The organism is Mesorhizobium sp. M1D.F.Ca.ET.231.01.1.1, assembly GCF_003999155.2.
Taxonomy (GTDB): Bacteria; Pseudomonadota; Alphaproteobacteria; order Rhizobiales; family Rhizobiaceae; genus Mesorhizobium.
Genome location: NZ_RZOZ02000007.1, coordinates 48,859 through 67,847 on the forward strand (window position 1 = coordinate 48,859; position 18,989 = coordinate 67,847).

At 64.0% G+C, this 18,989-nt stretch carries 19 protein-coding genes; 1 reads left to right on the plus strand and 18 read right to left on the minus strand.

Annotation, left to right across the window (positions count from 1 at the left end):
• From bioB to EN874_RS19290, 15 genes are all read right to left on the minus strand, one after another.
• A complete protein-coding gene (gene bioB / locus EN874_RS19220) occupies positions 1-993 on the minus strand; it encodes a biotin synthase BioB (RefSeq protein ID WP_127426707.1) in 993 nt (330 codons plus the stop codon).
• A 141-nt stretch (positions 994-1,134) separates the two neighbouring features.
• A complete protein-coding gene (nadC, locus tag EN874_RS19225; RefSeq protein ID WP_127426706.1) occupies positions 1,135-1,983 on the minus strand; it encodes a carboxylating nicotinate-nucleotide diphosphorylase in 849 nt (282 codons plus the stop codon).
• 2 nt (positions 1,984-1,985) lie between these two features.
• The gene (locus EN874_RS19230; RefSeq protein ID WP_127426705.1) at positions 1,986-3,527 is read right to left on the minus strand and encodes an L-aspartate oxidase; all 1,542 of its coding nucleotides are present in this window, start codon (positions 3,525-3,527) and stop codon (positions 1,986-1,988) included.
• Positions 3,524-4,498 carry a quinolinate synthase NadA gene (nadA, locus tag EN874_RS19235; protein ID WP_127426704.1) on the minus strand — a complete coding sequence of 325 codons (975 nt, stop codon included), beginning with the start codon at positions 4,496-4,498 and terminating at the stop codon, positions 3,524-3,526. The genes EN874_RS19230 and nadA overlap by 4 nt, the downstream gene beginning before the upstream one ends.
• A 66-nt stretch (positions 4,499-4,564) precedes the next feature.
• Complete coding sequence (locus tag EN874_RS19240; protein WP_127426703.1) at positions 4,565-5,533, minus strand: hypothetical protein; 969 nt, start codon at positions 5,531-5,533, stop codon at positions 4,565-4,567.
• 247 nt (positions 5,534-5,780) lie between these two features.
• Positions 5,781-6,479 carry a CBS domain-containing protein gene (locus EN874_RS19245; protein ID WP_127426702.1) on the minus strand — a complete coding sequence of 233 codons (699 nt, stop codon included), beginning with the start codon at positions 6,477-6,479 and terminating at the stop codon, positions 5,781-5,783.
• A 61-nt stretch (positions 6,480-6,540) separates the two neighbouring features.
• Positions 6,541-6,711, minus strand: coding sequence for a cbb3-type cytochrome oxidase assembly protein CcoS (gene ccoS, locus EN874_RS19250; RefSeq protein ID WP_126085889.1), 171 nt, complete (start codon positions 6,709-6,711; stop codon positions 6,541-6,543).
• A complete protein-coding gene (locus tag EN874_RS19255) occupies positions 6,708-8,993 on the minus strand; it encodes a cation-translocating P-type ATPase (RefSeq protein ID WP_127426701.1) in 2,286 nt (761 codons plus the stop codon). The genes ccoS and EN874_RS19255 overlap by 4 nt, the downstream gene beginning before the upstream one ends.
• Entirely contained in the window at positions 8,990-9,505 is a 516-nt protein-coding gene (locus tag EN874_RS19260; RefSeq protein ID WP_127426700.1) for a FixH family protein, read from the minus strand. The genes EN874_RS19255 and EN874_RS19260 overlap by 4 nt, the downstream gene beginning before the upstream one ends.
• Positions 9,502-11,061, minus strand: a complete 1,560-nt coding sequence (ccoG, locus tag EN874_RS19265) for a cytochrome c oxidase accessory protein CcoG (RefSeq protein ID WP_127426699.1) — start codon at positions 11,059-11,061, stop codon at positions 9,502-9,504. The genes EN874_RS19260 and ccoG overlap by 4 nt, the downstream gene beginning before the upstream one ends.
• 171 nt (positions 11,062-11,232) lie before the next feature.
• A complete protein-coding gene (ccoP, locus tag EN874_RS19270; protein ID WP_127426698.1) occupies positions 11,233-12,096 on the minus strand; it encodes a cytochrome-c oxidase, cbb3-type subunit III in 864 nt (287 codons plus the stop codon).
• 2 nt (positions 12,097-12,098) lie between these two features.
• Positions 12,099-12,248, minus strand: coding sequence for a cbb3-type cytochrome c oxidase subunit 3 (locus EN874_RS19275; RefSeq protein WP_127426697.1), 150 nt, complete (start codon positions 12,246-12,248; stop codon positions 12,099-12,101).
• Positions 12,249-12,260: 12 nt separating this feature from the next.
• Positions 12,261-12,992, minus strand: a complete 732-nt coding sequence (gene ccoO / locus EN874_RS19280) for a cytochrome-c oxidase, cbb3-type subunit II (RefSeq protein ID WP_127426696.1) — start codon at positions 12,990-12,992, stop codon at positions 12,261-12,263.
• 10 nt (positions 12,993-13,002) lie between these two features.
• Positions 13,003-14,610 carry a cytochrome-c oxidase, cbb3-type subunit I gene (gene ccoN / locus EN874_RS19285; RefSeq protein WP_126085882.1) on the minus strand — a complete coding sequence of 536 codons (1,608 nt, stop codon included), beginning with the start codon at positions 14,608-14,610 and terminating at the stop codon, positions 13,003-13,005.
• Between the two features lie 247 nt (positions 14,611-14,857).
• Positions 14,858-15,571, minus strand: coding sequence for a Crp/Fnr family transcriptional regulator (locus tag EN874_RS19290; protein WP_127426695.1), 714 nt, complete (start codon positions 15,569-15,571; stop codon positions 14,858-14,860).
• A gap of 108 nt (positions 15,572-15,679) precedes the next feature.
• Between EN874_RS19290 and hemN the strand changes: the two genes are divergently transcribed.
• A complete protein-coding gene (gene hemN, locus EN874_RS19295; protein WP_127426694.1) occupies positions 15,680-17,059 on the plus strand; it encodes an oxygen-independent coproporphyrinogen III oxidase in 1,380 nt (459 codons plus the stop codon).
• A gap of 21 nt (positions 17,060-17,080) precedes the next feature.
• On the opposite strand, the gene EN874_RS19300 is transcribed toward hemN, so the two are convergent.
• The 3 genes from EN874_RS19300 to EN874_RS19310 form a co-directional block, all read right to left on the minus strand.
• Positions 17,081-17,512 (minus strand): potassium channel family protein, encoded by a 432-nt coding sequence (locus EN874_RS19300; protein WP_126085879.1) that lies wholly within the window; start codon positions 17,510-17,512, stop codon positions 17,081-17,083.
• Between the two features lie 78 nt (positions 17,513-17,590).
• The gene (locus EN874_RS34935) at positions 17,591-17,848 is read right to left on the minus strand and encodes a group III truncated hemoglobin (protein ID WP_348631754.1); all 258 of its coding nucleotides are present in this window, start codon (positions 17,846-17,848) and stop codon (positions 17,591-17,593) included.
• A gap of 216 nt (positions 17,849-18,064) precedes the next feature.
• The gene (locus EN874_RS19310) at positions 18,065-18,931 is read right to left on the minus strand and encodes an SUMF1/EgtB/PvdO family nonheme iron enzyme (RefSeq protein WP_127426692.1); all 867 of its coding nucleotides are present in this window, start codon (positions 18,929-18,931) and stop codon (positions 18,065-18,067) included.
• Between the last annotated feature and the right edge of the window lie 58 nt (positions 18,932-18,989).

Genomic DNA, 18,989 nt, shown 5'->3' on the forward strand with positions numbered 1-18,989 from the left:
TCACTGGGCGTCGCGCTCCATCGGCTTGATGCCCAGCCGGCGGAACAAAGCGCTGTCCTTGTCCTCTCCGGGGTTCTCTGCGGTCAGCAAGGTGTCGCCGACGAAGATGGAATTGGCGCCGGCGAAGAAGCACAGCGCCTGCATCTCGTCGCTCATCGCCGTGCGGCCGGCCGAAAGCCGCACATGCGATTTCGGCATCATGATGCGGGCAAGCGCGATCGTGCGCACGAATTCGATCGGCTCGATCGGCTCGGCCTCGCCGAGCGGCGTGCCCTCGATGGGGATCAGCATATTGATCGGCACGCTGTCGGGCGGCTCCGGCAGGTTGGCCAGCGTGACCAGCATGTCGATGCGGTCTGCCTTCTCCTCGCCCATCCCGACGATGCCGCCGCAGCAGACCTTGATGCCGCTGTCGCGGACATTGGCCAGCGTATCCAGCCGGTCTGCGAAGGTCCGCGTCGAGATGACCTCGCTATAGTAGCGCTCGGAAGTGTCGATGTTGTGGTTGTAGTAGTCGAGGCCGGCCTGCTTGAGCCGCTGTGCCTGGCCGACGTCGAGCATGCCGAGCGTCATGCAGGTTTCCATACCAAGCGCCTTCACGCCCTCGACCATGGCGACCACGGCGTCCATGTCGCGTTCCTTGGGGCTGCGCCAGGCGGCCCCCATGCAGTAGCGCGTGGCGCCTGCGTCGCGTGCCTTCGTCGCCTCGGCGATGACGCGTTTGACCTCCATCAGCTTCGAGGCCTTGAGCCCGGACTGATGATGCGAGGACTGGCTGCAGTAGCCGCAATCCTCCGGACATCCGCCGGTCTTGATCGAAAGCAGGCGCGACAGCTGCACCCGGTTGGGATCGAAATTCTGGCGATGGATCATCTGGGCTCGGAACAGCAGGTCGTTGAACGGCAGATCGTAGACTGCCTGTGCCGCTTCTCGGCCCCACTGGCTGGACGCTCCTTGAGTCGAGCCCAAGGCGGCATTCAGTTCGACGTTCATGCCATCTCCATCGTTTGGATGTTCATTCGCGACCGAATTCCGGTGAACGGAGCTTCTATTGGCCAAACTGGACATTTATGCCGGCTCATGAGCGCCGGTTTCTGTTCAAAGGTCACGCGCGTTGATCAACGACACGCTTCGCTACCGGCAATCCAGCCCAATATCAAGGATCGGCGCGCTATGTGTGATCCAGCCGACCGAAATCAGGTCCACGCCGATTGCCGCGATCACGCGCGCCGTCTGCGCGGTCACGCGGCCGGATGCCTCGGTGATGGCGCGGCCGCCGACCATCGCCACCGCCTCGGTGAGCTGCTCGACCGACATGTTGTCCAAGAGGACCGCGTCGACCCCGGCCGCGAGCGCCAGGTCGAGTTGCTCGAGCGTGTCGACCTCGACCTCGATCTTCACCATGTGGCCGGCACGCGCCCGCGCCCGCTCGATGGCGGTACGGATGTCACCGGCGATCGCGATGTGGTTGTCCTTGATGAGCACGGCGTCGTCGAGGCCGAAGCGGTGATTGGCGCCGCCGCCGGCGCGTACGGCATATTTCTCCAGCGCGCGAAGGCCAGGCGTCGTCTTGCGCGTGCACACGATCGTGGCTTTGTGGTTCCGCACGGCATCGACGACCGCCGCGGTCTGCGTGGCGATGCCGCTCAGATGGCAGAGCAAGTTGAGCGCCGTCCGTTCGGCCGTCAGCAGCGCGCGGGCGGGTCCATGCACGGTCGCGATCGCATCGCCGGCCGAGACGGCGGCGCCGTCCGGATGGATCACGGTGACTTTGACTCTCGGGTCGATCAGCTCGAAGGCGAGAGCGGCGACTTCGATGCCGGCGATCACGCCAGGCTGTCTTGCAGCGAGCACCATCGTCGCGATGGCGTCCGCTGGAACAATCGCATCGGTGGTGAGATCGCCGGCGCGTCCCACATCCTCGAGCAGGACCGAGCGTACTAGCGGCTCCACCATCACGCGCGGCAGCGGTGTCAGCGTCATGATCAGGCCCTTCTGCCGAGCGGTGCGGCGGCGTCGGAAAGGGATGCTGCCGCCGCAAGCGCCTGGTCGAGCGTCAACCGCAGCGATTTCGATTGAGCATCGCGACGGGGAAAATCGCTGCGGAAGTGCGCCCCCCGGCTTTCCTCGCGACGAAGGGCGGAGATTGTGATCATCAGCGCAACCAGCGCGGGATCGGACGCGCAATCGCGACCCTCGGCAATCGGCCCCAGTATCCTCGCCGCTTCGCGCAGCGTTTTGCCGTCACGCTCGATGCCGAGCGCGTGCGAGACGATCGGGCGGATGCGCGAAGCATCGGCTCGCGGCGGAACAATCGCGGGCTTCAGTCGTCTCGGCATGCCCGGAGAGGCGGCGGCGACGCTTGCCGCGACCCAGGCGGCGCAGACCACCGCTTCGACGAGCGAGTTGCTGGCAAGCCGGTTGGCGCCGTGCAGGCCGGTCCGGGCGACCTCGCCACAGGCCCATAGGCCGCGCAGCGAGGTTCGGCCCCCGGCATCCACCGCCACGCCGCCCATGTGATAGTGGGCGGCGGGACGCACGGGGATCGGCTGCAAGGCAGGATCGATGCCGGCCTCGCGGCAAAGCGATGCGATCGCCGGAAAGCGTTCGGCGAATCTCGGCCCGAGACACTGTCGGGCATCGAGGAAGACGCGATGCCCCGCGCGAAGCTCGCGCCACACGCCGCGTGCCACGACATCGCGCGGCGCGAGCTCGCCGCCCGGTGTGTCGCCAAGGAAGCGCCGGCCGTGCTCGTCGACGAGCACCGCGCCTTCGCCACGTACCGCCTCGCTGACCAGCGGCATCGGCTGGCGCGCGCCGTCGAGCGCGGTCGGATGGAACTGGACGAATTCGAGATCGGCGAGCTCCGCGCCGGCGCGCGCAGCCAGCGCCAGGCCCTGGCCGAACGAGCCAAGCGGGTTGGTCGTGTGATCGAACAGCCCGCCAAAGCCGCCGGTCGCGAGCACCACGCGGCCAGTGGGAAGCGAGATCGCGTCGCCGTCTCCAACCACCAGCACGCCCGTGATTTCGCCGTCCTCGACGAACAGGCGCCGGGCTTCGACGCCTTCGAGGATCGCTATCGAAGGTGTGCGCCGCGCGGCGGCTGCGAGCGTGCGAACCAGTTCCCGGCCGGTGGCATCGCCGCCGGCATGGACGATGCGCCGGCGCGAATGCGCGGCTTCGAGCCCGAGCAGCAACGCGCCGTCGGGCGCACGGTCGAAGCGGACGCCCAGCTGCTCGAGATGTTCGATCGCTCGCGGTGCCGCCTCGACGACGCGCCTTGCCGCCTTCTCATCGCAAAGTCCGTCGCCGGCCGCGAGCGTGTCGGCAAGATGCAGGTCCGGGCTATCATCGCTGCCGAGGCTCGCTGCAATCCCACCTTGTGCAAGTAGGCTGGAGGCTTCGTCCCCAAGATAGGTTTTGGAGATGATGACAACCGGCTCAGGGGCGAGATGGAGCGCCGTCGCCAGGCCGGCAATGCCGCCGCCGATGATGACAGGCATTCCGTGGAGGTGGTGCATGGTCATACGGCGAGCATCCGCTCCACCGCCCGGCGCGCGCGGTCAGCGACATCCGGGTCGATGGTGACGACGTGGCGGTTCTCCTCGAGTGCCGCGCGGATGTTGGGAAGCGTGATGCGCTTCATGTGCGGGCAGAGGTTGCAGGGGCGCACGAAGTCGACATCAGGATGCTCGACGGCGACGTTGTCGCTCATCGAGCATTCGGTCATCAGCACGACGCGCGCTGGCTTGTGGCGCCCGACATAGTCGGACATCGCCGCCGTCGAGCCGGCGAAGTCCGCTTCCGCGACAACCTCCGGCGGGCACTCGGGATGGGCAAGCACCGTCACCCCGGGATGGGCCTCGCGCAGTTCGCGTATGTCAGCGGGGCTGAAGCGCTCGTGCACCTCGCAATGGCCCTTCCAGGCGATGATCTCGACCTTCGTCTGCGCCGCGACGTTCTTCGCCAGATATTCGTCGGGTAGCATGATCACCCGTGGCCCGCCGAGCGATTCCACCACCGCTAGCGCATTGCCCGAGGTGCAGCAGATGTCGGATTCTGCCTTCACCGCCGCAGAGGTGTTGACGTAGGTCACGACCGGCACGCCGGGATAGCGCTGCCGCATCAGGCGCACGTCGGATGCGGTGATGGAATCGGCCAGCGAGCAGCCGGCGCCGAGGTCCGGAATGAGTACGGTCTTGCCCGGGTTGAGGAGCTTGGCCGTCTCGGCCATGAAATGCACGCCGGCGAGCACGATGACGTCGGCATCGACGGTCATCGCCTTGCGGGCGAGCGCAAGGCTGTCACCGACGATGTCGGCCACGCAATGGAAGATCTCGGGCGTCTGGTAGTTGTGCGCCAGGATGACGGCATTGCGCTTTCGCTTCAGCGCCAGGATGGCTTCGATGTCGTCGGCGAAGATCGGCCATTCGATCGGCGGGATCACGCGGCGGACACGATCGTAAAGGGACGCGGCGGTCGAAAGCGGGGTTGGCATCGGCGCTCAAATTATTCTCTATGTGAGTATAATCTGGATATATACTTACTTTGAGAATAATGGTTGTCAAGGGCGCGATAGTGGCAATTTCGTCCCCGCGACAACCCGCTCGTCCAGGACGGCGTGGCGGAAGCGGAAGAGTTTCGCCGGCCGGCCGACCGTGTCGGCGGTTGTCTCTCCCGTCTCCTCGACCAGTTCCTGCTGCTCGATGAGACGCCGGAAGTTCGGCTTGTGGAGCAGCCTTCCGGACAGCGCCTCCACGGTGCGTTGCAGCTGAAGCAGGGTAAAGACCGGCGGCATCAGCTCGAACACGACAGGCCGGTATTTGATCTTGGAGCGCAGCCGCGCGATCCCCGTGGCCAGGATGCGCCGATGGTCGGCTGTCATCGGGACGCCGGGGACAGGCGGGGATGCGCCAGGCCGCGGCCCGCGAATCGCTTCCTCGATCAGGGCCGCCTCGTAGAGCAGCTCATAGCGCTGCAGGACAAGCTCTTCATTCCAGTCGCGGCCGTCGAAGCCAAAGGCGATTGCGGCGCGCTGCCGGCGCTCGCGCTTCATCTGGTCTTGGCCGGCGCCGTCCGCCCAGGCGAGCAGGCGCGGCTGCAGAATGTCCGTCGCGATCGAGGGCACGCCGGAGCGGTGATCTTCCCAAGGGAAGTAGTCGTACCAGCCCCGCCAGGCCCGCTTGCCCGATCCAGCGGCTGGTTCGACGCGGGTCAGGGCGAGATAGCTGATCGAGATCACGCGCTGCTGACGTCGCTCGCCGATCCGGTCGCTGTCGGCAAAAGTGTAGAGTTGCTCGATATAGCCGAGCTGGTGGCCGGTCTGCTGTTCCACCCATGCCCTGAGGCCGGACTGCAGGGACCGATGGCCGAGCTCGAAGGGGCCCGAGGGCAGGCCACTACCTGGCCCGACGGTCAGAACGCTCGGCCCCTGATCGGTGACCGCCACGACCACTGCGATCAGATCCACGCTGGCGTCCTGGACGTTGCTTGAAGGTCGTCCTCTGTTGGTTGCTGCTGCTTGGTCCTGCATGATTCACGAGCGCGTCGATCAGAGACGATTTTGGAAGCTGAATCGGATTGCTGCGAAGGTGGACTGCGGCCGCTCACCCGTCAACGGCGCCGGGGAGTCCGCACCGGGCATGGGATTTGCAAGGCCGGAAGAACGCGGCCAGGTCTCGAGAGCAATTCCAGGAAAAGTGTGAGCGGTTTTCCGTCCGGAATTGCGTAAAAACAAGGAGATAGTGCGTTTCGCCGTTTCCGTGAAACGGTGAAACGCTCTAGGACACGAGCACGACCGAGAACGGTCCGGCGCAGAAGAGCTTGTCGATCACTTTCCTGACGCTGGCGACGTTCTCGGCGGCGACAATCGCCGCCTTTCGCTGACGTTCGTCGAAGATCGCGCCGGTCAATTCGACAACCCCGTTGTCGACGACGACGCCGATCAAATCGCCGCCGCTCCACGGCTGGCTCCGAAGCTCGGTCAGGATGGTATCGCGGATCAGTTCGTCGTCGCAGGTCGTCGCGCTGGATTTCGGGATCATCCGCAGCAGGGCGCGCAGCAGGTCGGTTCGGGCGATGATGCCGACAGGCTTCTCCGCCTCGACGATCGGCACGTTCTTGATGTCGTGGCGGGCCATCAAAGCGACAATCTCGGGCAGCGAAGCGGCGGGCGGCGCAGACACGACTTCGGTCGTCATCACCTCGTCGACCCGCCGGCCGTTGGCGCGAGCATATTCGTCGGCGATCTTGCCGGGGCCGGCCAGGAATTCGAGCCAGCGCGGTCGCGTAAGCTCCGTGCCGAGCTCCGCCCGCCGCAGGAAATCACCCTCGCTGAGGATGCCGGCCATCGTGCCATCGGCGCGCGTGACCGGCAGGCAGCCGATCTTCATCGACAACATCAGTTCGACCGCATCGGCGATCGAGGCAGCCGCATCGATCGTGATCACCGGGGTCGTCATTATGGCACTGGCCTGCATGTCCGCCTCCACCCTTCTCGGATGTTTATGAGATACTCCGGCCGCCGCGCCCTGACCTGGCTCATTTTCGGCGCCCGATATCCTTCCCGGTGTCGTCCTGATCGATCAGTATCCGCTCGGCGGCTCCATCGAGATCCTCGTATTGGCCGCTGCGCAGCGCCCAAAGGAAGCCCGACAGGCCGAGCGCTCCCAGGAACAGGGCGACGGGAATGAGATAGACGAGCGTGGTCATGGGCGGGCCACTCCCACCACATCGGAACGGCGCCTCGTCGGAGTTACTTCGGGAATCGCATTCGCCGTGGCCTGCAGGCGCATCGCATTTGCGATCACGATCAACGATGAAGCGGACATGGCGACCGCGGCGATGAGCGGGGTCACATGTCCGAGGATGGCGATCGGAACGGCAAAAGCGTTGTAGACGATCGCGATGGCGATGTTCTGGCGAATGAGCCGGCCGGCCTTGCGCGAAACTTCCATGGCAAGAGGGACCGCGAGGAGGCTTTCGCGCAGGAAGACGAAGTCCGCGGCCTTGCGGCCAATGTCGGCCGCGCTTGCCGGAGCGATCGAGACATGCGCCGCGCGCAGCGCCGGCGTGTCGTTGAGACCGTCGCCCACCATCAGCACCTTATGCCCCGCACGCGTCAGCGATTCGATCCACTCAACCTTGCCCGAGGGCAGCACCGCCGGCACGAAATTCTCGATCCCCAATGTGCCGGCAACTTCACTGCAAGCCTTCTCGGTATCGCCGGACAACATATCGACCGACACGCCGGCGTCCTTCAATTGCCGGATAGCCGCCCTGGCGTCCGATCGGGGCGCGTCCTCGAAGGCGAAGCATGCGACGATGCTCCCATTCTTCGAAAGCACCGTGCCGCCATAGCCGCCGATCTTGCCCTCGCCGCCGGTGCGAGCCTTCCACCCGGCCCATCCGCGCCGGCCCAGGCGCCAAATGTCATCCCCGGCGGTCGCTTCGATGCCGAAGCCGGGTTCTTCGCGCACGAAGTCGAGCTTGGGCTCACCGGCAAAGCCCGCATAGGCGGCAATGGCCTTTGAAAACGGGTGCCGCGAATGGGCTGCCATGTCAGCCGCCATCGCGAGCATGGTCGGATCGATCTCGGACGCGTTGATGAGCCTCGGCTGCCCCATGGTCAGCGTTCCGGTCTTGTCGAACACAGCCGTGTCGATCGCCGCGAGACGCTCCATCGCCGAGCCGTCCTTGACCATGACGCCGGCTTCGAACAGGCGCCGGGCCGCCACCACCTGGACGATCGGCACAGCGAGGCCGAGCGCGCAGGGACATGTGATGATGAGCACGGCGATGGCGATGGTCATAGCCCGGTGCCAATCGCCGGACGCGACCATCCAGCCGAGGAATGCCACAAAGGCCGCCAGGTGGACCACGGGCGCGTAGAGCGCCGATACCCGGTCGGCGATGCGCCGATAGTGCGAGCGGCCGCCTTCCGCGGCTTCCATCAGGCGAACCATTTCCGCCAGGAAGGAGTCCTTCGCGGCGGCGGTTGCCCGCATCGTCAGCGGGCCCGTGAGGTTGAGTATGCCGGCCTGGACGTATGTTCCGGCGCTCACGGCCTTGGGCGCGCTCTCGCCGGAGACGATCGAGCAGTCGAGGTCGGAATTCCCGCTGGTTATGTCTCCGTCGACCGGTATCCGTTCTCCGGCCGCGATGAGCAGGCGCATTCCCGGCATGAGTTCGGCGACGGGCACGTATTCGCGCGTGCCGTCGTCCCGCAGAACCACCGCCCCACGCGCCGCAAGTCGCGAAAGGCCGTTGACGGCTGTCCGGGCCCGCTCGCGCATGACATGGTCCAGCGTGCGGCCGATCAGCAGGAAGAAGAGCAGCGATACCGAGGCATCGAAATAGGCATGCTCACCGTGATTGACGGTCTCATAGAGGCTCATGGCGTAAGCCAGGGAGACGCCCACCGCGATCGGCACGTCCATGTTCATCCGGCCATGGCGCAATGCGTTCGCCGCGGAGCGGAAATAGATGCCGCCGGCAAAGGCGAGAGCCGGAATGGCGATCAGCGCGGACAGCCAATGAAACAGATCCCGCGTCGGACCTTCGGCGCCCGACCAGACCGACACCGACAGCAGCATGATGTTGCCGGCCGCGAAGCCTGCCACAGCGACGGCGCGGATCAACTCCGAAAGCGTCTTGTCCTTCTCGTGAATTTCCGGGTCGAACAGATGCGCCTGGTAGCCCAGCCGACCGAGCACGGCAAAGAATGGCGGGACGCTGTCTCCGTGCCAGCGAATCGACACGCGCTTCGTCGACAGGTTGACGCGAGCGGCTTCAACGTTCTCGACCTTGCCGAGCGCAGCCTCGATCGCCTGAATGCAGGCGCCGCAATGAACCATCGGCACCGACAACTCGGTCTGGTGAAGGTCGCCGCCCAGGCTGCGGCTGGCGAGCTTGATCTCATCGCTCGACGGCGTAGCGGACACCGTGGCGGCGACCTCCAACGCCATTTCGGCACCCGGCGCGCAGCAGCTCATTGCAGGGTTCCCTTCGCGATCATGATGCGACGAACATCGCGGAACGGCAGCGTCAGTCCGGCATCGGCATCGATCTCCACGATCCATACGCCGTCCTTCGGTGTGTGCCGGGCGGCAAACTCCTGCGTATTGCCGGGAGAGGTGCCGACGGCCGCGGCGAGCGTCACCGCTTCATCCTCGGCCTGGTAGGCCGGGTGGCGGAACAGCATTCTGACGCCGTCCAGCGGCACCGGTTTGCCCCGGCTGTCGACAAGGCTGTAATGGACCACACCGGAGGCGATGATCAGCTTGCCCGTCCAGCCGAGCGCCGCCTGCGCCCTTCCTTTCCTTGCTTCTTCGTTGAACTGCTGGCTGGCAACATAGGTGTTCTCGACGACGAGGCCGGTCCAACTCCTGCGCGCGAGCGTGGCCATGGTGACGTTGACCCCGATCACCACCGCGAAGAAGGCGAGGATGGAGATCAGCATGTGCCTGCCGGTGAACTCGCGCGGCTTTTGCGTATCGGTGCTCATTTGCTGTTCTCCGGCGCGTTGAAACTGGCGGTGTAGGCGGCGGATTCGGAACCCGCCCGGTCGGCGATGCGGAATTCGAAGCTTTGAATCGGCTTCTTGATCTGGCCCGCGGGCTGCCGGACGAAGACCTTCAGCGTCTTCAGCCGGTCAGGTTCGACCGAAATGGGAAACGAGCGGCTCGGAGGCTGGTCGATGCCGACGACGCTCATCTCACCGCCGTCGAGACCCTCCAGCCTCACCTCGATCGTTCTCGGCTCGGGGATCATGTTGAGCAGCTTGACGGTGTAGCCGTTGCGGATCGAGCCGTCCGAAAGCGTCACGAATTGCGGATTTCTGTCATGCAGGACATTCAGCTCCAGCCTCTCGCGCGTCAGCAGCGAATAGACGAGCACCAGTCCGATCGCCGACCATACGCCGAGATAGATGTAGGTCCGCAGCCGGAAGATCTTGCCCAGGTGGAAATGTGCCAGGCCATCGACGAAGTTGCCGCTCGCCGTTCTCACGCGCGCCGGATCGACCGGGCTGGTGCCGCCCGAAGTCGCCACCGCCATGTTGGCGTTGTAGTCGGCCAGCGTTGCATAGGAGATCAGCCCGCGTTCGCGGCCGAGCTTGTCCATGACGCTGTCGCAAGCGTCGATGCAGAGCGCGCAGGTGATGCATTCCAGCTGCTGGCCGTCACGGATATCGATCCCCATCGGGCAGACGGCGACGCAGGCGTTGCAGTCGACGCAGTCGCCGACCGATTGCCCGGCGGCCGTGGCCTTCTTGGCATGCCGTGACCGCGGTTCGCCGCGCCAGTCGTTATACGTCACCGTCAACGAATTCTCGTCGAGCATCGCGGCCTGGATGCGCGGCCACGGGCACATGTAAGTGCAGACCTGCTCGCGCATCAGTCCGCCGAAAACGTAGGTGGTGCCGGTCAGGACAAGAACCGTGACATAGGCGACGGGCGCCGCCGCGCCGGTGACGACTTCGCCGAGCAACGTCGGCGCATCGGCGAAATAGAAGATCCAGGCGCCGCCCGTGGCAACCGCGATGGCGATCCAGATGGCATGCTTGGATACGCGCAAGAACAGCTTGCGAGCGCTCCAGGGAGCGGCGTCGAGCTTGATGCGGGCATTGCGGTCGCCTTCGATCGCGCGTTCCACGACAAGGAAGAGGTCGACCCAGACGGTTTGTGGGCAGGCATAACCGCACCAGGCGCGCCCGACCGTCGATGTGATCAGGAATAGACCGACGCCCGCCATCATGAGCAGGCCGGCAACGTAGTAGAATTCCTGCGGCCAGATCTCGACGAAAAAGCAATAGAAGCGCCGGTTCGCCAGATCGAGGAGCACAGCCTGGTCGGGTGCGAAGGCTCCGCGATCCCAGCGCAGCCAGGGCGTCAGATAATAGATGCCGAGCGTGATCGCCATCACCAGCCATTTGAACTGGCGGAAACGGCCCGAGGCACGCTTCGGAAAGATCTTCTTGCGAGCCGCGTAGAGCGGCTGTCGCGTCTTGGCGGAGTTGACCGCCTCGGCCTCGAGCCGTTCTACCTGCATCTGATCCAGCACGATGGTCTCCAATCGCGGCGAAGTGCTGCCGCCTCTGTCCGGCAGTCTTGCAATCACTCACGCCGCACCGCGTTGATGCAGGTCAAATTGAGCCATCAAAAACAAATCGAGGCCCGGCAGGGCCGGGCCTCGTCGCTTGAACGGCCGAGGGCCGAGAATAGGCCCCGCTTCCTATTCTCCGCCGCCAAGCGAATGGACATAGACAGCCAGCTCCTTGACCGTCGTCTCGCCGAGGCGGCCGCCCCAGGCGGGCATCACCCCGTTCTTCGGGCCACGTACCTGTGCGGCGATTGCCGCCTCGCCGGAGCCGTAGAGCCAGATCGCGTCGGTCAAGTCGGGAGCCCCGAGTTCCCTGTTGCCTTTTGCGTTCTCGCCATGGCAGGCGGCGCAATTGTCCGCAAAAACCTTGGCGCCGGGCTCGATCAGGCTTTTGTCTTGCACCGGTCCGGAAAGGCTCGCCACATAGGCGCTGACCTGGGCGATCTGCTCCGGCTTAAGCACGTCGACGAAAGCAGTCATCTCCGACTGGCGGGTATCGGCATCCGCGGCAAAACGAATTCCGTGGGTGATGGTCTGATGAATCTCCTCCGTCTTTCCACCCCAGAGCCAATCGTCATCGTTGAGGTTCGGGAATCCTTTCGACCCCAATGCACCGGATCCGTGGCATTGCACGCAGTTGACCTTGAATGCCGCGCCGCCGGCCGCGACGGCAAACTCGCGCAGCGCGTCGTCGCCGGCGATTTCGGCAACGCTCTTGGACTGTATGGCGGCGACATACTTGGCCCTGGCGGCTTCCGCGGCAGCCAGTTCGTTCTTGACGTCGTTGCGACTGGAAAAGCCCAGGACGCCGCTGGTGGCCGAGCTCAGCATCGGCCAGGCAGGGTAGGCGATCGTGTAGGCGAGCGCCCATGCTATGGTGACGTAGAAGGTGATCACCCACCAGCGCGGCAGGGGGTTGTTGAGCTCCTTGATCCCATCCCATTCATGGCCGGTCGTCGTGACGCCCGAGATTTCGTCGATATGCTCGTTGCTCATGATCAATCGTCCTTGAGTGGGATCTGTGCAGCCTGGTCGGCATGCGCCCTGCCGCCAGGGCGAAGCGCGAAGGCCACGCAGCCGACGAAGAACAGGGCCATGGCAAGCAGCCCCCAGCTGTCCGCGAACTCGCGCATCAGGTTGTAGTCCATCGTTTGCCCTCCTCAGCGATAGCCGGCGGCTTCGTCGTAGTTCTTGAAATCGACCAGCGTGCCGAGCATCTGGAGATAGGCCACGAGGGCATCCATCTCGGTGACTTGTTGCGGATTGCCGTCGAAGTCGCCGACTTTGGCCTTCGGATAGCGCTTTTCCAGGCCAGACGTGTCGGCATTGGGGTCGGCCTGCGCCATCAGATCGGCGTTGGCATTGGCGATCATGTCATCTGAGTAAGGGACGCCGACACGTCGATTGGCGACGAGGTGCGTCGAGAAGTCCTTCACCTCGATCGGCGTGTCCTTCAGGAAGGCATAGCTCGGCATGATGGTTTCCGGCACGACGGAACGCGGGTCGGTAAGATGCTGGACGTGCCAGCTGTTGGAGTAGCGGTCGCCGACGCGGGCGAGATCGGGGCCTGTGCGCTTGGATCCCCATTGGAACGGATGGTCGTACATCGACTCGGCCGCCAGGCTGTAATGGCCATAGCGTTCCACCTCGTCGCGGAACGGCCTGATCATCTGGCTGTGGCAGAGATAGCATCCCTCGCGCACATAGATGTTGCGCCCGGCGAGCTCCAGCGGCGAGTAGGGGCGCATGCCCTCGACCTTCTCGATCGTGTTGTCGAGATAGAAGAGCGGCGCGATCTCGACGATGCCGCCGACTGTCACGACCAGCAGCGACCCGACGAGCAGCAGCGTGGCGTTCCTCTCGATGAGCGCGTGTTTATCCATCAAACCCATGTCTGGCTCCTTATTCGGCGGGCTGGAACGCGGGCGCGGCCGGCGAGGACTCTTCCTCGCGCTGGTAGCCGAGAATGGTCATGGCGACATTGAAGGCCATGATCAGCATGCCGGCGAGGTACATGGCGCCGCCCGCGGCGCGCATGATGTAGTAGGGATGCATGGCGGCGACGGTTTCGGCGAAGGAGTAGACGAGGAATCCCTGCTCGTCGTACTCGCGCCACATGAGCCCCTGCATGATGCCCGAGACCCACATCACCGCCGCGTAGACGACGATGCCGAGGGTTGCCAGCCAGAAGTGCCAGGTGACGAGCCGCAGCGAATAGAGCCGTTGACGGTTCCAAAGCTTCGGCACCATGTAGTAGATCGCGCCGAAGGTGATCAGGCCGACCCAGCCGAGCGCGCCCGAATGGACATGGCCGATGGTCCAGTCGGTGTAGTGGGACAGCGAGTTGACGGTTTTGATCGACATCATCGGGCCTTCGAAGGTTGACATGCCGTAGAAGGCGATGGCGGCGACCATCATCCGGACGATCGGATCCGTGCGGATCTTGTCCCAGGCACCCGAAAGCGTCATGAGGCCGTTGATCATGCCGCCCCAGGAAGGCATCCACAGCATCACCGAGAACACCATGCCGAGCGTTTGTGCCCAGTCGGGCAGGGCGGTGTAGTGAAGGTGATGCGGCCCCGCCCAGATGTAGAGGAAGATGAGGGCCCAGAAGTGGATGATTGAAAGGCGGTAGGAGTAGACCGGGCGGTTCACCTGTTTCGGCACGAAATAGTACATCATGCCGAGGAAGCCGGCCGTCAGGAAGAAGCCCACGGCATTGTGCCCGTACCACCACTGCGTCAGCGCATCCTGAACGCCTGAGAAGGCGGAGTAGCTTTTCGAGCCGAGCAATGACGTGGGCATCGACAGGTTGTTGACCACGTGCAGCATCGCAATGGTCACGATGAAGGACAGGTAGAACCAGTTGGCGACGTAGATGTGCGGTTCCTTGCGCTTCAGGATGGTGCCGAGGAAGAGGATCAGGTAGGCGACCCAGACGATCGTCAGCCAGAGGTCGACATACCATTCCGGCTCGGCATATTCGCGGCTCTCGGTGATGCCCAGCAGATAGCCTGTCGCGGCCATGACGATGAAAAGCTGATATCCCCAGAACACGAACCAGGCGAGATTGCCGCCAAAAAGCCGCGCCCTGCATGTGCGCTGGACGACGTACAGGGATGTGCAAAGCAGGGCGTTGCCGCCAAAGGCAAAGACGACGCCGGAGGTATGGACAGGCCGCAGCCGGCCGAAATTGAGCCAGGGCCCGATATTGAGGTCGGGGTAGGCGAGCTGGAGAGCGATGATAACGCCAACCAGCATGCCGACGACGCCCCAGAATACCGTGGCGATGGCTCCGTAGCGGACCGGGCCATCCATGTAGGCGGTGGGGTCTATCGGCGCTGCCGGCTTGAAATCCGTGTTGCGCAGCAGGATCGCGGTGAAGCCGGCCACGGCGAAGAACAAAACCCACATATGCTGGCGAAAAGGTTCATCTGCGCCGAAGCCGGCCGCCACGAGGGCGGCAAAGGCAAACAGGCTTAGAAGGACGATCTCCGTGCCAAATCTCATCGCAAGTCCCCGATCTCGTCTCGAAAATTTCCGCGGAAGCTCACCGCTCGCGGCACCATTTCGGGATTTTCGATTCTCGGGCCTTGATTCAGGTCAAACGCATATTGCTTTTTGTTGGGAGGCATTCGTGTCGCCACGAGTGCGCGCGCGGCGGGGCGACATGCAGAGACCGCAAAGAAGCGGGCCGACACGTGACCGGTTCGGCGAGGCCAAGCTCGATACTGTTTGGCAGAATGCCGGTCGCTATTCAGTCCCCGCAACGTTCCTCGAGCTCACTCGGGCTTGCAAGGCTGACATGCCGCTTGTTGACAATCTGGATTACGCCCTCCGATCGCAGCCTGGACAATTCGCGGCTAACCGTCTCGATGGTCAGCCCAAGAAAATCCGCGATATCGGCGCGCGTGAGCGGCAGGTCGAAGCTCGTCGGGCCAGCCGGATGGTTGGCACGATCGATGTTTCTGGCGACCATGAGAAGGAAGCTTGCGACTTTTTCGGACGCAGTCTTGCGGCCCAGCGCCGCCATCCAGTCGCGCGCCTCGTCGAGCTCGTTCAGCGCGTGCTCGAGCAGCCTGTGGCCAAGCTCCGGGGCATCGTTCGTCATTCGCTCGATGAGTGTGCTTGGAAACGAGCAGAGCGCCACCTTCGTCAAGGCTTCGGCCTTGATCGGCCATTTTGCCTCGAACGGCCGGCCCAGAAAGTCGGGCGCGAAATGGAAGCCGACAATCTGCTGACGACCGTCCGACAGGTTTCTCGTCAGCTTGACAACGCCGGAAAGCACGTTCGAGTAGGTTTCATCGTCGGACAGTTCCGTCTCCGCCAGAACCTCATGCCTTGACGAGGCCTTCGCCAGCTCGGCGAGTTGGCCGGTGTCGAGGGCGCCGCACAATCCGCCTCGCCGCGCCTCGCAGGATCCGCAAGTCGCGGGAACGTCGGCCCGTTCGGCATCCAGTTTGACGGCCATCACGATGCTCGCAACAAGAATAGGGGACGCAATTTGCGCCGGTTGCGGCCCGTGCCGCCTTGATCGAAATCAAGGCTTGGCCGGGGTAGTTTCGGCAGTTTGCTTGCCATGAGCAACGCAACCGCCACCATCCGCGAAACGCGCCCAACGCCCAGCGCAGGCCTTGGTGATAGCGTGCCTCGCTATACGAGCTATCCGACGGCGCCGCACTTTCACCCGGGCGTCGACGCGGTAACGGTTCGCGGTTGGATCGATGCGTTGGAGGGCGATGACGAGATATCGCTGTACCTGCACATCCCCTATTGCGACAGGCTGTGCTGGTTCTGCGCCTGCCATACCAAGCAGACCCGGCACTACGCGCCCGTGGCCGCCTTCCTGCGCTCGCTGCACAGGGAAATCGAAACGGTCGGCGGGCTGCTGAGCGGCCGGGGCAGGGTCCGCGCCATTCATTTCGGCGGCGGTTCCCCGACAATGCTGAAGCCCGACGACATCCTCTTGCTTGGAAAAGCGTTGCGGGATCGATTCGACGTCCTCGACAATGCCAGTCTCAGCGTCGAAATCGACCCCAACGACATGGACGAGGGCCGGCTCGATGCCTTCGCCGCGATCGGCATGACGAGAGCGAGCCTCGGCGTCCAGGACTTCGATCCCAAGGTTCAGAAGGCGATCAATCGCGAGCAGAGTTTCGCGCTGACCAAAAGCATCGTCGATGCGGTGCGCGCGCGGGGCGTCGCTTCCGTCAACCTGGACCTCCTCTATGGCTTGCCGCATCAGACCTGCGAGAGCGTTGCGGCGACTGTCGGCCAGGCGCTGACGCTGGCGCCGGACAGGCTTGCGATTTTTGGCTATGCGCATGTGCCATGGTTCAAGAAGCACCAAACGATGATCGATGAGGCCTGGCTGCCCGACTCCACCGCACGCCTGGCGCAATCGCAGCTTGCCGCGCGAACGATTGTCGGCGCCGGCTATGAGGCCTTGGGTTTGGATCATTTCGCAAAGCCGCAGGATGCCCTGGCGGTCGCTGCGCGCGCTGGCAAGATCCGCCGCAATTTCCAGGGCTACACCGAGGACCAGTGCGAGACCTTGATCGGTCTTGGCCCGTCCTCGATCAGTCGGTACCGCCAGGGCTACGCCCAGAACATCGTTGCCACCGGCGAGTATGAGCGGGCCGTCAATTCCGGACAGTTGGCGATAGCGCGCGGCATCGAGTTCAGTGTTGACGATCAGGCGCGGGGCTGGGTCATCGAGCGTCTGATGTGCAACTTCGCGTTCTCGGCGATAGAGCTTGTCGAACGTTTTGGGAATGTCGGCCAAAGGATACTCTGCGAGGCGAGCCGGCTCGCAATCGGCGATGCTGGCCGGCTTCTGCGGCTCGAAGCCGAAAACTTCGTCGTGCCGGAGGCAAGCCGCCCGCTGGTCAGGACGGTGGCGGCGAAATTCGACAAATACCTCAGGAGCGGAACCGCCAGGCATTCGGCAGCGGTCTGAGCGACCACCCGAAGCCGGGGATCAGAAGTGTTCGCCGACCCGGAACGGGCCGACCCGGGTGCCGGCGGCGATCAGGTAAGCGGTCGACCAGCCGATCAGCAGGAACCCGTTGACGCCTTCCAGAGCCGCCAGCACGCGCCACCGATGGGCGGGCACCACGTCTCCGTAGCCGACCGTCGAAAAAGTGATGGTCGAAAAGTAAAGCGCGGTCTCGAAGTCGTTAAGAACTCCGAGCAGCGTGTACATTCCCGCCCATAGCCAGACCTCCGCCGTCATGACCGCAAACAGGCCCATCACGACCGTGATCATGGCGAGGACCCGGCTGCGGCGGCCGTGCATGCGGAAGAGCGCCACAAGGCGTGTCATCGCATGCGTGACGGCGATAAGGCCGAAAGTGTGGATCAGGACCGTCAGGCTGATGACGATCGTGCCGACGAAAAGATTGAGGATCATCCCGGGACACTACGGCCCGAAGAACCGTATTCCTTGCGCAAGATCAAACCTGCCGATTGGCTGTTCTGAAGGCGCGCCTTATCGGCCGCCCGCGGGCGCGGCACGGTCGAGGCGAAAGAACATGGCGAGCTTCAGGCTCGCTGCTATTCGTTCCGCCCGCTCGACGAACACCGCCGCGGTTTCCGGCGCGAACAGCTCCGCCGCTGTCTCGCGAAAGAGCGCCAGCCAGATCTCGAAGTCGGCTTCGGTGAGGTCCTCGAGCTTCAAATGCGCCGGCACCGGCCGTCCCTGATAGACGCCGCTTTTCAGTATGACGGAGCACCAGAAGTCCGTCATCTTCTCCAGGTGAGGATCCCAATCACCGGTGATCTCGCGAGCGAAAATGGGGCCGAGGCGCTCATCTTTTCTCACCCTGGAATAGAATTTGCGGACCAGCACCCCGATCGATGTCCGATCGACGCCAGGGCGGATCAGGGGCTGTTCGGCGGCAGGACGAATCCTATCAGGCAAGACTGACTTCGAGATCATTCATATTCCTTGTTGTCTAGGCGATCAGGTCAGGCCCAGGCGACGAAGCGCGGCCTGCAGGAAGCCACCGCGGTCGTGGACGAGGCGGAAGCCAAGATTGTCGGGCGGCGTGCCGACCGCGCAACCGCCGCTTTTGCCGTCGCGGATGAAGTTCGACATGTAGGTCCTGTGGAAACCCTCCACAACATGCACGCCGCAATTGCCGATCGAGCTGGCGACGCCGCCGCCGGACATCGTCGCGTGCGCATAGCAGGTCGAGGTCCACTCCCAGACATTGCCGGCAATATCCGCAACACCCTTTGAGTTGAGGCCAAACGACCCGCATGCTCTCGGTTCCGGATCTGGTTTGCGACCGAGCGCGGTCTCGTTGCGGTACTGCGTGAGCCATCGCTTGGCAGGATCGGCCGGATCGCCTTCGCCGCCTTCTATGTCGGCCCGAAATCGCTCACCCGCGGCGTAAGCCCATTCCACATCGGTCGGCAGCCGCCACGCTTCACCTGTCTTCGCCGACAGCCAGCTCGCATAGGCCTGCGCATCGAGGAAGCTGACGCCCGTCGCCGGAACGTTGCCGGCAAGGCGCGAGTCGGCGGGCTTGCAGGCGCCATCAGAGACGCAACGGTCGTAGTCCGATGCGGTCACCTGGAACTTCATGATTTCCAGCGGCGTGTCGATCGTTTCCCTCACTATAGGTGCCGGCGCGGGATGGTTGTCCCTGAGGAATTCGCCGGGCTGGGCGTGGTCGAATGAGCCGGGTGGCAGCGTCACCAACTCGCTCACCACAGATGAGTTTCCAGCGCGCAAGGACATACCATCCAGCGCATGGCTGACGCCTAGTCCGATGAGGACGGCAGCACCGACGGCTCCAAATGTGAAGACAGGATCGAAGGACATGCCGAAAACCCCGACCGCCGAGGCAACCCGTCGACACCGTCGGCGGGTTGCAATGCGA